General features: G+C 69.1%; 12 protein-coding genes and 1 pseudogene. 11 read left to right on the top strand and 2 right to left on the bottom strand.

The features are described 5' to 3' along the window. Positions 1-241: 241 nt before the first annotated feature. The 7 genes from ABN273_RS45855 to ABN273_RS45825 all read left to right on the top strand — a co-directional run bounded on the left by ABN273_RS45855 (position 242) and on the right by ABN273_RS45825 (position 7,946). The gene (locus ABN273_RS45855) at positions 242-616 is read left to right on the top strand and encodes a nuclear transport factor 2 family protein (RefSeq protein ID WP_349455879.1); all 375 of its coding nucleotides are present in this window, start codon (positions 242-244) and stop codon (positions 614-616) included. 680 nt (positions 617-1,296) lie between these two features. Continuing rightward, positions 1,297-1,551 (top strand): hypothetical protein, encoded by a 255-nt coding sequence (locus tag ABN273_RS45850; RefSeq protein WP_349455878.1) that lies wholly within the window; start codon positions 1,297-1,299, stop codon positions 1,549-1,551. Positions 1,552-2,074: 523 nt separating this feature from the next. Then, positions 2,075-3,790: an enoyl-CoA hydratase-related protein gene (locus ABN273_RS45845; RefSeq protein WP_349455877.1), complete on the top strand. Its 1,716-nt coding sequence runs from the start codon at positions 2,075-2,077 to the stop codon at positions 3,788-3,790. A gap of 16 nt (positions 3,791-3,806) precedes the next feature. Continuing rightward, positions 3,807-5,336 (top strand): helix-turn-helix domain-containing protein, encoded by a 1,530-nt coding sequence (locus ABN273_RS45840; protein WP_349455876.1) that lies wholly within the window; start codon positions 3,807-3,809, stop codon positions 5,334-5,336. An 81-nt stretch (positions 5,337-5,417) separates the two neighbouring features. Next, positions 5,418-6,443, top strand: coding sequence for a tyrosine-type recombinase/integrase (locus tag ABN273_RS45835; RefSeq protein ID WP_349455875.1), 1,026 nt, complete (start codon positions 5,418-5,420; stop codon positions 6,441-6,443). Positions 6,444-6,520: 77 nt separating this feature from the next. Next, positions 6,521-6,772 (top strand): helix-turn-helix domain-containing protein, encoded by a 252-nt coding sequence (locus tag ABN273_RS45830; protein ID WP_349455874.1) that lies wholly within the window; start codon positions 6,521-6,523, stop codon positions 6,770-6,772. Positions 6,773-7,151: 379 nt separating this feature from the next. Then, positions 7,152-7,946 carry an ArsR/SmtB family transcription factor gene (locus ABN273_RS45825; protein WP_349455873.1) on the top strand — a complete coding sequence of 265 codons (795 nt, stop codon included), beginning with the start codon at positions 7,152-7,154 and terminating at the stop codon, positions 7,944-7,946. Between the two features lie 87 nt (positions 7,947-8,033). On the opposite strand, the gene ABN273_RS45820 is transcribed toward ABN273_RS45825, so the two are convergent. After that, a complete protein-coding gene (locus tag ABN273_RS45820) occupies positions 8,034-8,171 on the bottom strand; it encodes a hypothetical protein (protein ID WP_349455872.1) in 138 nt (45 codons plus the stop codon). Positions 8,172-8,448: 277 nt separating this feature from the next. On the opposite strand from ABN273_RS45820, the gene ABN273_RS45815 reads away from it, so the two are divergent. Continuing rightward, complete coding sequence (locus ABN273_RS45815) at positions 8,449-8,655, top strand: hypothetical protein (RefSeq protein ID WP_349455871.1); 207 nt, start codon at positions 8,449-8,451, stop codon at positions 8,653-8,655. Positions 8,656-8,717: 62 nt separating this feature from the next. On the opposite strand, the gene ABN273_RS45810 is transcribed toward ABN273_RS45815, so the two are convergent. Further along, positions 8,718-9,686, bottom strand: a complete 969-nt coding sequence (locus ABN273_RS45810; RefSeq protein WP_349455969.1) for a tyrosine-type recombinase/integrase — start codon at positions 9,684-9,686, stop codon at positions 8,718-8,720. A gap of 313 nt (positions 9,687-9,999) precedes the next feature. Here ABN273_RS45810 and ABN273_RS45805 point away from each other — a divergent pair, with 313 nt between their 5' ends. From ABN273_RS45805 to ABN273_RS45795, 3 genes and pseudogenes are all read left to right on the top strand, one after another. Next, a complete protein-coding gene (locus tag ABN273_RS45805; protein ID WP_349455870.1) occupies positions 10,000-10,686 on the top strand; it encodes an urease subunit gamma in 687 nt (228 codons plus the stop codon). Further along, entirely contained in the window at positions 10,679-12,625 is a 1,947-nt protein-coding gene (locus tag ABN273_RS45800; protein ID WP_349455869.1) for an urease subunit alpha, read from the top strand. The genes ABN273_RS45805 and ABN273_RS45800 overlap by 8 nt, the downstream gene beginning before the upstream one ends. An 83-nt stretch (positions 12,626-12,708) precedes the next feature. Then, positions 12,709-12,893 (top strand): annotated as a pseudogene (locus tag ABN273_RS45795) (urease accessory protein UreF); the annotation flags it as partial.

Raw genomic sequence — 12,893 nt, 5'->3', positions numbered from 1 at the left:
ACCCGACAAGGCAACACCAGGGGAGCGCGGGCAGCACCACGAACGCCCCGCAACACGCGGCCACGCGACACAACGGCGGCACGCCACACCTTCACACCGCACCACGCCGCAAAAAGCCGCAAGACCGCCGGGGGAGCGGCGCTCACCTCAACCCTGCGCTCACCTCAACCCCGGCGGCCACGTACACCGGCCCCGCCACAACACCCACCGGCCCAGCCCCACCACCCGCACAATGGTCGCCATGGACACCCGAACGGCCGCCCAACGCTTCGCCGACACCTGGCAACACGGCTGGACCCACCACGACACCGACGCCATCATCGCCCTCTACCGCGACGACGCCGTCCACACCAGCATGCCCTTCCGCCCACCACACCAGGGCAAACACGCCATCGCCGACTACATCCGATGGTCATTCACCGGCGAAAGCGACCCCCACGTCACCTTCGCCACCCCCATCGTCGACGGCGACCAGGCAGCCATCGAATTCCGCGTCCACGCCCACGACAACGGCCGCCCCATCACCCTCGCAGGCTGCGTCTTCGCCCACTTCGACCCCGACGGCCTCGCCACACAGACCCGCGACTACTGGCACACCACCGACGGCCACCAATAACCCCACGCCCACCGGCCCCCACAACCGGCCACACGCCGCGACACCCCGAGCAACACACCCCGCAAAAGGGATCAGCGCGCCACCGGGACCGGCGCCACCCCCGACCGCACCGGACCACGCGAAGCCACCGGCGCAGGCGCCGGAACCGGCTGCGGATGCACCATCTGCTGCGTCTGCTGCTGCGCCAGCTCCTCAGCACGCCGCTCGGCGCACCCACCCGCGCAATACCCGTTGCTCACGATCAGACGCCCTCGCAGCGCCGTGTACGCCTCCTTACCCGAAGCGGGCAGAACCCCCTGACACACCGGACATATCACCGATTGACTCCCCACGTGCTGCTCCTCTCGCGGCGCGAATAGCAGGATTTCCCACACTAAACAACGCATCCCGCCAAGGACAGCGAATCAACAGAGCGTCAAACCCCCGGTCAACGCCGAGGGGAGCCCCCGCAAACCACCCCACAGGTCCGAAAACCCCCGCTGACCACGCCATCCGGACCCCGACCGCGCGCGACGCCCCCCACTGCACCCCGCCGCCCCGCGGAGAGGAAAATCACACCAGACCCACCGATCCCATCAGCCGAGGGGAGCGGCCCAGCCCCTTCCGAAGCAGTCAACTTGACATAATGTTCATTATCAAGCAACCAGCATGATCCGGCCGCACCAGGGAAGACGCCCTGCATGCCCGCCCTCGACATCTCAACCCCCGGCCTCGTCGCACTCACCGCCGTCATCACCACGCTCGCCATCTGGCTGATCATCGTGGCGGCCCGGCTCACCCAGCGCCCGCGCAACCGGCCCGGCGTCAGCATCGACCTCGTGGATCAGGCCCGCGAGCTCAAAGCCCTCGGCCAGATCCAGGAAGCCGTCTTCCTGGTACGCGGCGAGACCGGCATGAGCCAGCGCGCCGCCGCCCGCTTCGTCAACCGCCTCTGACCCCTCACCCACTCAAGCTCGACATCAAATGCGAAACCAGACAGAAGCTGGATTCTGTCTGGTTTGCGACAAAGCGGTACATGAAGGGATAAAGAGCCCTTTCGGGGGTGCCGGGCGGCCGCACCCAGGCCGCGCGAAGCACCTCCCGCGGTCCCCGCCGCGCTGATCCGGGGGAGGTCGCCACGGCGCGGCGCGGGTGGGACGAGGGCGGCGGCCCGCCCCTCCCCCGGGCTGGAGTTCCCGGGTGCGGGGTTTCGGTTCGGGCGGGGTGCCCGGCCAGCGCCGGCCACAGATGGATTTTTCGGGCAAAGCGGATCAATTAGGGCTGGTCCGGGCGGGTTTTTGCGGTGAAGTGTCACCGGCAGTGGACGATCCGTGTCAGCATCAAAGGCATGTATGGGCCATATGGGACTGCCGTAAATTTGCGAGGCAAAAGGGAACACCTCTCCCGCCCCCGCTGAGCACGTCCCCTGCCGCCCGATCCCCTGTCCTCAACCCCTGCTGCCTGGAAAGAAGTCCCGCGTTGCGTATCTTGCTGCTGTGCTCCTCGTTCAACGGCCTGACCCAGCGTTGCTGGCTGGAGTTGCGCCGCGCCGGTCATGAGGTGAGTGTCGAGCTGGCCGTCTCGGAGCAGGCGATGGTGGAGGCGGCCGAGCTGGCCAAGCCGGATCTGGTGATCTGCCCGTTCCTGAAGGAGCGGGTGCCTGAGCAGTTGTGGCGTGCTCACCGTACGGTGGTCGTGCATCCGGGGCCGCCCGGGGACCGGGGGCCGTCGTCGCTGGATTGGGCGATTTTGGAGGCCGAGCCCGAGTGGGGGGTGACGGCGCTGCAGGCGGTCGAGGAGATGGACGCGGGCCCGATCTGGGGGTATCGGACGTTCGCGATGCCGCCTGCCGACCCGGCGGGGGCGCCGCGTAAGTCGGCGCTGTACAACGGGCCGGTCGCGGATGCGGCGGTGGAGCTGGTGGCGGAGGTGGCGGTCAAGGCGGCGGACGCGTCGTTCGTGCCGGTGCCGCTGGATTACCGTTCGCCGGAGGTGCGGGGCAGGTTGCGGCGGGCGATGCGGCATTCTGATCGGGAGTTCGCCTGGGAGGAGCCGACGGAGGACATTCTGCGGCGGGTGCGGGCCGCGGACGGGTCGCCTGGTGGGCGGGCGGTGTTGTGTGATGTGCCGGTGCGGGTGTTCGACGTGTACCGGGGTCCGGAGCTTGCGGGGCGGCCGGGTGAGGTGGCGGCGCGGCGTGAGGGTGCGGTGCTGGTGCACACCGGGGACGGTTCGGTGTGGGTGGGGCATGTGCGGCTGGAGCAGGAGGGGGCGATCAAGCTTCCGTCGGCGCTGGCGCTGGGTGATCGGGTGGCTTCGGCGCCGGAGCGTTCGGGTTACAGCGAGATCACTTATGACCGCAGTGATGGTGTGGGGGTGGTGAGTTTCGACTTCTACAACGGGGCGATGTCGACGGAGCAGTGCCGTCGGTTGTCGTCGGCGTTGCGGTATGCGGTGGCGCAGGACACGCGGGTGCTGGTGGTGCGGGGTGGGGAGGTGTTCTCCAACGGCATTCATCTGAACGTGATCGAGGCGTCGCGTCATCCGGAGCTGGAGTCGTGGATGAACATCAACGCGATCAACGCGGTGTGCCGGGAGATCGTGGGGTGTACGAGCCAGCTGGTGGTGACGTCGATCGGCGGGAATGCGGGCGCGGGCGGGGCGATGATGGGGTTGGGCGCCGACCGGGTGATCATCCGGGATTCGGTGGTGCTGAATCCGCATTACCGGACGATGGGGTTGTTCGGCAGTGAGTACTGGACGTATGTGCTGCCGCGGCGGGTGGGTGCGGAGACGGCGCGGAGGTTGACGCAGCAGGCGTTGCCGATCGGTGCGGCGGATGCGGTCGAGGTGGGGCTGGCTGATCGGGTGCTGGGCGGGTCGCGGCTGGACTTCGAGCGCAGGGTGCTGGAGTACGCGGAGCGGCTGGCGGTGGATCCGGGTTATGATCGGCTGCTGGCGGGCCGTCGGCAGGCGCGGGAGGTTGATGAGCGGCGTAAGCCGTTGGATGCTTACCGTGCTGAGGAGCTGGCGGAGATGAGCCGTGACATGTTCGACGACCGTAACGAGTTCCGGGCGGCGCGGCGGGCGTTCGTGCACAAGGTGAAGGCTTCGGCGACTCCGGAGCATTTGGCTGCTCATCGTGAGTTGTCCGGCGCGTCGGCCGCTACGGGCGCTGCGGCATCTCATATGTGAGATATGGTCTCGTGTTGTGGCAGATGATTACCTTGTGCGGATCGGCCGGCTGATCCGGGATGCGCGCCAGCATCGTGGTTGGACGCAGCTGCAGCTGGCGGATGCTCTGGCGACGTCTCAGAGCGCGGTCAACCGGATCGAGCGCGGCAACCAGAACATCAGTCTTGAGATGATCGCCCGGATCGGTGAGGCGCTCGACAGTGAGATCGTCTCGCTGGGGTATGCGGGGCCGATGCATCTGCGGGTGGTGGGCGGCCGCCGGTTGTCGGGCAGCATCGACGTCAAGACGTCGAAGAACGCGTGCGTGGCGTTGCTGTGCGCGTCGTTGCTGAATTCGGGCCGGACGATCCTGCGGAAGGTGGCGCGGATCGAGGAGGTCTACCGGATCCTGGAGGTGCTGGCCTCGATCGGGGTGCGGGCGCGGTGGATCAACGAGGGCAGCGATCTGGAGATCGTGCCTCCGGCCAGGCTGGAGCTGGAGGCGATGGACACCGAGGCGGCCCGCCGCACCAGGAGCGTGATCATGTTCCTGGGGCCGTTGATGCACCGTACCGAGCAGTTCCAGATCCCGTACGCGGGCGGCTGCGACCTGGGTACGCGTACGGTGCAGCCGCACATGTCGGCGCTGCGGCACTTCGGTCTGGACATCACCGCGACCGGCGGCTTCTATCACGCGCGGGTGGATCGGGGGGTGTCGCCGTCGCGGCCGATCGTGCTGACCGAGCGGGGCGACACGGTGACGGAGAACGCGCTGCTGGCGGCGGCCCGGCATGACGGGGTGACGGTGATCCGTAACGCCTCCTCCAACTACATGGTGCAGGATCTGTGTTTCTTCCTGGAGCAGCTCGGCGTGCGGGTGGAGGGGGTGGGGACGACGACGCTGACGGTGCACGGGCTGCCGGACATCGAGCGGGACGTCGACTACTCCCCCTCTGAGGATCCGGTGGAGGCGATGAGCTTGCTGGCGGCGGCGGTGGTGACGTCGTCGGAGCTGACGATCTGCCGGGTGCCGGTGGAGTTCCTGGAGATCGAGCTGGCGGTGCTGGAGGAGATGGGTCTCGACTGTGATCGGGGCCGGGAGTATCCGGCGGCCAACGGGCGTACGCGGCTGGTGGATCTGACGGTGCGGCCGTCGAAGCTGGTCTCCCCCATCGACAAGATCCATCCGATGCCGTTCCCGGGGCTGAACATCGACAACGTGCCGTTCTTCGCGGCGATCGCGGCGTCGGCGCAGGGTTCGACGTTGATCCACGACTGGGTGTACGACAACCGGGCGATCTATTTGACGGAGCTGACGCGGTTGGGCGCGTCGGTGAAGCTGCTGGATCCGCACCGGGTGCTGGTGGAGGGTCCGACGCGGTGGCGCAGCGCGGAGATGATGTGCCCGCCGGCGCTGCGGCCGGCGGTGGTGGTGCTGCTGGCGATGATGGCGGCGGAGGGCACGTCGGTGTTGCGGAACGTGTACGTGATCAACCGCGGCTATGAGGATCTGGCCGAGCGGTTGAACGCGTTGGGGGCGCGCATCGAGACGTTCCGCGACATCTAGCGTTCCTGTCGGTGCCGGCCGCTACGGTCGTCCTTGGATCTTTTCTCGTGTGAGGGACTTTCGAGGGGATGGTGGCGGCCGGTGCGGCCTGCGGAGCTCGAGCGGCTGACGGTGGCGGAGGCGGCTGACCGTTATGTGGAGCTGGTGCGGGCGCGGACGGTGACGGGGGCGTTGTCGCCGTCGACCGCGGAGGTGTATGCGCGGGATGTGGCGACGTTGGTGGAGCTGGCCGGTGCCGGGGTGGTGCTGGACGATCTGACGGGCGACGATGTGGATGCGTTGTTGCTGGCGTTCGCCCGCCGGCCGGACGGGCGGCGGCGCGCGGCGGGCGGGCAGCGGGGTGAGTCTGGGCAGTCGCCGTCGTCGCAGGCGCGTTTCCGCCGGTCGATTTCGGCGTTGTTCAAGCATGCGGCATTGGCGGGCTGGGTGCAGGTCAACCCGATGACGGTCTCGACGGTGACGGCCAAGGAGCGGGGCGGGTTGCGGCCGCAGCGGCGGGCGTTGACGCGGGAGCAGGCGCAGGGGTTGATCGGGGCGGCGCGGGAGTTGCCGGAGGCTGCCCCGGCGGGTAAGCGTCGTGATCAGCGTATGGAGTTGCGGGACGCGGTGGTCGTGCTGCTGCTGTCGACGGTGGGGCCGCGGGTGTCGGAGCTGGTGCGGGCCAATGTGGAGGATTTCTTCACCAACGACGGGGTGCGTTACTGGCGGATCTTCGGCAAGGGCGGGCGGACGCGGGATGTGCCGTTGCCGGATGATGTGGCGGCGGTGTTGCAGGAGTATCTGGAGCGGGGCCGGCCGGCGGTGGCGGACAAGGCGTTGCTGTTGTCGTGGCGGGGGCGGCGGCTGGCGCGGGGGGATGTGCAGGCGGTGATCGACCGGGTGCAGCGGTGGGTGGATCCCGATCAGCGGCGTTCGGTGACGCCGCATGGGTTGCGGCATACGACGGCGACGCATCTGCTGGCGGACGCGGTGGACATGGATGCGGTGCGGCGGGTGCTGGGGCACAGCGATCTGTCGACGTTGGGCCGGTATCGGGATGAGTTGCCGGGTGAGCTGGAGGTGGCGATGCGTACGCATCCTCTGCTGCGCGGCAAGAGCGGCCGGTGATGTGCGGTTCGGTGGCTGGGCCGTGCGGGACAGGGGTTCGATAACTATACCGGTGTCGCGGGTATAGAGTGGTTTACATGGTGCGACCTCCGCTGACCCCTGAGGAGCGGCTGCGCGGCGAGCAGCTCGGCTTGATGCTGCGTCAGGCCCGCGGCGAGCGCAGCATCGTCGAGGTCGCCGCGGCGGCGGGCATGTCCGCCGAGACCCTCCGCAAGATCGAGACCGGCCGGATCGCGACGCCGGCGTTCTTCACCATCGCGGCCCTGGCCGACGTGCTCGGCATCTCGCTCGACCGCCTGGCCACCCGTTCCACGCCCGCCCCCACCTGACCCGCGCCGCCCCGGGGGGACGTGTCGGTGCCGTCCCCTGGCGTGTCCGCCTGGACGACAGCATCGTGATCGTCGGCGTGCGGGTGGGCAGCCTGGAGAACCCGTCCTGCGCATCCCCAAGAACCAGCTGGTCGTCCCGCGGTCGGCATGATGACCGGCATCCTGCCGATCATCTGGGGTGCTGTTCTCCCGGCTCCCCCGGCGCCGATTGGTCGTTGGGTGTGCGCGTAGGCGCCTGCGAGGCCGTGCCGAGGGTGATCAGCTCCCGTATCCGCCCGTCGTAGCCGCGCGTCTTGACAGGCAGCCTTTCGGCTGCCTAAGTTAAAGGCAGCCGAAAGGCTGCATATCGACAGGCGGCAACCTGGAAACGAGGGCGGGCATGGACGAGGTGTTCAAGGCGCTGGCCGATCCGAGCCGGCGCGCGCTGCTCGACTCGCTCAACGCCCGCAACGGGCAGACGCTGCGCGAGCTGTGCGCCGGACTCGACATGGCCAGGCAGTCCGTCAGCAAGCACCTCGCGGTGCTGGAGGAGGCCGGGCTCGTCGCCACCGTGCGGCGGGGCCGGGAGAAGCTGCACTACCTCAACGCCGCGCCCGTGCACGAGATCGCCCACCGGTGGATCAGCCGCTACGACCGGGCCAGGGTCCAAGCCCTGGCGGACCTGAAACTCGCCCTGGAGGAGACCCCGATGGACGCGCCGACCTTCGTCTACACCACCTACATCCGCACCACCCCGCAGAAGCTCTGGCAGGCGCTGACCGAGCCCGCCTTCACCCGCCGCTACTGGGCCACGGAGTTCACCACGGACTGGTCCGTCGGCTCGCCTATGACCTGGGACAACCACGGCGTGCTGATCAGCGACCCGGAGCAGGTCGTGCTGGAGGCCGAACCCTACAGTCGGCTCTCCTACACCTGGCACGCCATCACCCCGGAGCTCGCCAAGCGCTTCGGCTGGGACGAGGAACTGCTCGCCCGGCTGTCCGGCGAGGCCCGCTCGAAGGTCACCTTCACGATGGAGGAGACGTCCGCGCAGGTCGTGAAGCTCACCGTCGTGCACGACGGTTTCGAGCCCGGATCGAGCATGGCCGAGATGGTCAGCCACGGCTGGCCGAACGTGGTGGCGAGCCTGAAGTCGCTGCTGGAGACCGGCGAACCGCTGCCGGACGATGCGTGACCTCCCCGATCAGGGCTCGACGACGTAGCGAGGTGCCACCGGGCCGGTGACGGCCGCCAGCCGGGTGAGGGTCTCGGTGTAGCCGGCTCAGATGCGTAGCCCGTGCAGCAGCACGCCCAGGTACCGGCGGCCGGACTCGAGGCGGGTCTGCTGGTCGTCGGCGTGGACGGTGGCGGCGTAGGCGGCCCCGCACATGAGCGGCCGCAGGTCCTCCCAGGTGACCACGCCGCGCACGGTTCCCGCCGCGTGTGCGGTCGAGGAGCTGGCCGGCGAGGCAATCCAGGGTGGTGGCGAGCTCCGTGGTGCGGGGCAGGACGTGGCTCGGCGCGGCGCGCACGATGGAGATCGAGGGGTCGGCCAGCTGCGCCTCCAAGGTGGCGTCGAGGAACACCGTCAGGGCCCTCCAGGGGTCGTCGTCGGACAGCGCCCGTTCGGCGTGGGCGACCAGTGTTTCCAGGCCGGGGGCCGCGATGGTCTCCATCAGGGCTTCCGGTGTCGGGAAGTGCCGGTAGACGGTGGCCACTCCCACCTTGGCGAGGCGGGCGACGTCGTTGAGCTGCAGCGGGGCGCCGTCGTCCACGAGCTGGCGGCCCACGTCATGCTCGTCGGCTATGCCCTCGCCGCAGGCCACCGCGACCGCGTCACCCGCCTCGCCGTCGGCGAGGCCATCCTCCCCGGGGGGCAGACCAAGTACCGGAGAAAGGGATAGTGGGGTGTTGAGGCGCTGGCCAGAGCGTCAGAACCGGACCAGAGCAGGAACTGGTTGGACGGTCAGCGGAGTAGGCGGCGTGCGGCAGGGTCGTGCTCGGCGGTGATGCGGGCGGAGGTCTCCTCGCCCAGGCGCACGTAGCGTCCGAGGCTGGACAGATGCTGGTGGCGGCTTTTGGCCTGCAGTTCGGGGGCGGTGCGGCCGGCCGCGGCCAGGTGGGTCAATGCTGAGTGGCGCAGCTGGTGCAGTGTCCACCCTTGGCGGTGCGGGTCGAGCTCGGCCGAGGCGGACTTGAACAGGTACTCGGCGCGCGGGTAGGACAGGCGGCCCCGCCCGGTGGTGGGGCAGATGTCGGCGGCCGCGGGGGCGCGGGGGCCGGAGGCGGGGGCGCGTCGGTCGGCCAGGAACACCGGCCCGGCGGTGCGGCCGTTCAGCAGGCGGGGCAGCAGTCGGGCGGTGGCGGTGGCCCAGTGCACGTAGTCGAGGGCGCCGCCCTTGGAGCGGACGCGGGCGCGGCGGAACTCGGGGTCGAGGTCCTCGACGTTGAGGGAAAGGATCTCGTCGGCCCGGGCGGCCGTCTCGTACAGGAGCCGCCACAGCAGCCGTTCGCGCAGCGGGTGGCGGTCGTCGGTGAAGAGCTTCTCCAGCCGGGCGGCGGGGATGGCGCGGTCGCCACGGTGAGTGGCCTTGCGGCGCAGGAGGCGGCGGGCCGGGTTGGTCGCCACCAGGTCCTGGCGCTGGGCCCAGGTGGTGAAGGAGATCAGCGCGGACAGGTGCCGGTTCCAGGTGGCTGGGGCGGCGCTGTCCCAGGCGGCCATCACCGCGGCGTAGTGGTCGCAGTCGAGGCCGGCGACCGGGTGATGCGGGCCGGCGGTTGCGGTCAGCCGGGCCAGGGTGCGGGCGTAGCCGATGCGGGTGGTGGCGGCGCCGAGCGAGTCGAGAAACGCCTCGACCGCGCCAGCGACACTGGCCCGCCTGTCGGCCCGTTCGCCGGCAGGACCGGGTGTGCCCGGGAAGGCGACGACCGGCATGATCACCTCCGCAAGGCTGATGTGACAGATAACGTTACCGAGTCGGCCCGGACTGGGCGAGCGGTGAGCTGCGCGGAGGCGGCCCGCTGCACCGTATGTGACAGGTAATGCGAATTCTGTGTCACGGGTGACGCAGGCCTCACCACCACGCCATATCACTGTCAGTGTGCATCCAATTACGTTCAGTAGGCAAGAGGTGATGATCGCGATAGCTCGGGCCCGGCCAGCGGCGCCGCTGAGGTGATCATCCCGTGCCGATGGCCGGTCTCCCAGGGGTGACCTCCCCGGGGCAGAGCGAAGGCGAGGTGGCGGAATGCATCTGACTCTGCATGAGCAGGAACGTCTGATGATCCATGTGGCCGCGGACGTGGCCCACAAGCGGAGAAGACGAGGGCGAAAGCTCAACTACCCGGAGACGGTCGCGATCTTGACCGCGTATGTGCTGGAAGGGGCACGGGACGGCAGATCCGTCAAGGACCTCATGGAACTGAAGCATCAGCCGGACGACCTGCCGCTGCCCACGTACAACGAGGTCATGCCCGGCGTGGCGGAGATGATCAGCGACCTCCAGATCGAGGCCACCTTCCCCGACGGCACCAAGATGGTCACCCTTCGCAGCCCCATCCAAAAGCTGGGCATCCTCCCCATTCCGGAGGGGAGCAAGGAGGAGGCGCCGGTTCACCCCGGAAAGATCGACCATCCGCGCGACGCCGGCCCGGTGGCCTTCAACGCCGGTCGCGACGTCACGATCGTGACGGTTACCAATACCGATGACCGCCCCATCCAGGTGGGCTCACACTTCCACTTCTACGAGGTCAACTCCCGCCTGGCCATCGAGCCCAGCCGCGAGGCCGCCTACGGCAAGCGGCTGAACATCCCCGCAGGCAGCTCGGTGCGTTTCGAACCCCCCAACCCGCTGGAGGTGGAGCTGGTGCCCATCGAAGGCAAACGCATCGTCGAGGGCCTCAACGGCAAGGTCGGAGGAAAGCTCCGTGACTGACTCACCGACCCTTGAGCCGCCCGCACCCGAGCCGCCGGCGCCGCTGCCCGAGCCGCGCAGCCACGACAGGCATCAACCGCTGAGCCGGGTCAACTACGCCGACCGGTTCGGGCCCACCGTCGGGGATCGCATCCGGCTGGCCGACACCAACCTGCGGATCGAGATCACCGAGGACTGGTGCGGCGGTCCCGGCCGCAGCGGCAACGAGGTCATCTTCGGCGGCGGCAAGGTCGTGCGGGAGTCGATGGGCCAGTCGTGCGCGCCGCGCGACCCGGCGCGGTTCGGCGCCCCCCAGCCGCCCGACACCGTCATCACTGGCGCGGTCATCCTGGATCACTGGGGAATCGTCAAGGCCGACGTCGCCATCCGCGACGGCCGCATCGTCGCGCTCGGCAAGGCCTACAACGACGAGACCATGGACCGGCTGCACGACGGGCACGCCACGGCGACGGACTTCGTGATCGGTCCCGAGACGGAGGTCATCTCCGGCAACGGCAAGATCCTCACCGCCGGCGGCGTCGACACCCACGTGCACTTCATCTGCCCCGAGCAGATCACCGAGGCGCTGGCCTCCGGGGTGACCACGCTGATCGGCGGCGGCACCGGCCCGGCCGAGGGCAGCACCGCCACCACCGTCACGCCCGGCTCCTGGCACATCAGTCGGCTGTTCGAGGCGCTGGACGGCTTCCCGGTCAACATCGGGCTGCTCGGCAAGGGCAACACCATGTCCACCGAGTCCCTGTACAACCAGGTGGAGGCCGGCGTGCTCGGCCTGAAGGTCCACGAGGACTGGGGAGCCACCCCGGCTGTGCTGCGCCGCTGCCTGCAGGTGTGCCAGGCGACCGGCGTGCAACTCGCCCTGCACGCCGACTCCTTGAACGAGGCCGGCAACGTCGAGGACACCATCGCGGCCATCGGCGACCACCCGATCCACGTCTTCCATGTCGAGGGCGCCGGCGGCGGGCACGCCCCCGACATGCTCAAAATGGTCAGCCTGCCGAACGTGCTGCCCGCCTCCACCAACCCGACCAGGCCCTTCACCGTCAACACGGTCAAGGAGCACATCGACATGGTGATGATCGCCCATCACCTCAACCCGCTGGTGCCGGAGGACCTGGCGTTCGCCGAGTCACGGATCCGGCCCACCACGATGGCCGCCGAGGACATCCTGCACGACATCGGCGCCATCTCGATCATGTCATCGGATGCCCAGGCGATGGGCCGCATCGGCGAGATGATCACCCGGACCTGGCAGACCGCGCACGTGATGAAGGAGCGACGCGGCGCGCTGGACGGCGACAAGGCGGGCCAAGACGGGCACGACAACTATCGCGCCCGCCGCTATGTGGCGAAATACACCATCAACCCGGCCCTTGCGCACGGCATCGATCACGAGGTCGGCTCGGTCGAGGTGGGCCGGCTCGCGGACCTGGTGCTGTGGGAGCCGAAGTTCTTCGGCGTCAAACCGCACCGGGTGATCAAGGGCGGCCAGATCGCCTACGCGCAGGTCGGCGACGCCAACGGCTCCATCAGCACCCCGCAGCCGATCCTGCCCCGCCCGATGTGGGGCGCAACCGGCCAGGCCCCGGCCGGCAACTCCGTCAACTTCGTCACCGCGGCCGCCATCAAGGCCGGCCTGCCCGGCCGGGTCACCGTGCGCAAGACGTTCACGCCCATCCGCGACACCCGCAAGGTCTTCAAGGCCGACATGCGCGAGAACGACGCCATCCCCGACCTCCGCGTCGATCCCAACACCTTTGAGGTGGTGATCGGCGGTCTGGAGGACGAGAACGCGAACAGGACGGAGATCGCCACGACCGAGGAGATCACCGAGATCGACACCGAGGTCGAGCAGCTCGGCAGGGAGATCGAGGAGATCGCCGACCGCGACGAAGGAGCCAGTGACCTGCCGATGGCGCAACTGTACTTCCTCTTTTGACAACCTCCTGGTGATCGCCCACTGATCGAGCCCCGTGAACGACCGCCCCGCATGACCCGCGCACGAGAGGTGAGCCACGCCCGATGAACCATGCCGCGCTCCTCGTCCTGGCCGACGGCCGCTTTCCCGCCGGCGGGCACGCGCACTCCGGCGGCGCCGAGGCGGCCGTCACCGCGCGACGCGTTCGCGATGTGGCGAGCCTGCGGGAGTTCTGCCGCGGCCGGCTGCACACGGCCGGCCTGGTCGCGGCGGGCCTGGCCGCCGCGAC

It is taken from the genome of Nonomuraea sp. B19D2 (genome assembly GCF_040137845.1).
Taxonomy (GTDB): Bacteria; Actinomycetota; Actinomycetes; order Streptosporangiales; family Streptosporangiaceae; genus Nonomuraea.
The sequence above is the reverse complement of the archived record's forward strand: the minus strand, read 5'-3'. Positions and strand labels throughout refer to the sequence as shown.

Coding starts and splice junctions, on each gene's coding strand:
- ABN273_RS45830 (WP_349455874.1), top strand. CDS start 6,521: ATGGTGCGACCTCCGCTGACCCCTGAGGAGCGGCTGCGCGGCGAGCAG.
- ABN273_RS45850 (WP_349455878.1), top strand. CDS start 1,297: ATGCCCGCCCTCGACATCTCAACCCCCGGCCTCGTCGCACTCACCGCC.
- ABN273_RS45855 (WP_349455879.1), top strand. CDS start 242: ATGGACACCCGAACGGCCGCCCAACGCTTCGCCGACACCTGGCAACAC.
- ABN273_RS45810 (WP_349455969.1), bottom strand. CDS start 9,686: ATGCCGGTCGTCGCCTTCCCGGGCACACCCGGTCCTGCCGGCGAACGG.
- ABN273_RS45805 (WP_349455870.1), top strand. CDS start 10,000: ATGCATCTGACTCTGCATGAGCAGGAACGTCTGATGATCCATGTGGCC.
- ABN273_RS45825 (WP_349455873.1), top strand. CDS start 7,152: ATGGACGAGGTGTTCAAGGCGCTGGCCGATCCGAGCCGGCGCGCGCTG.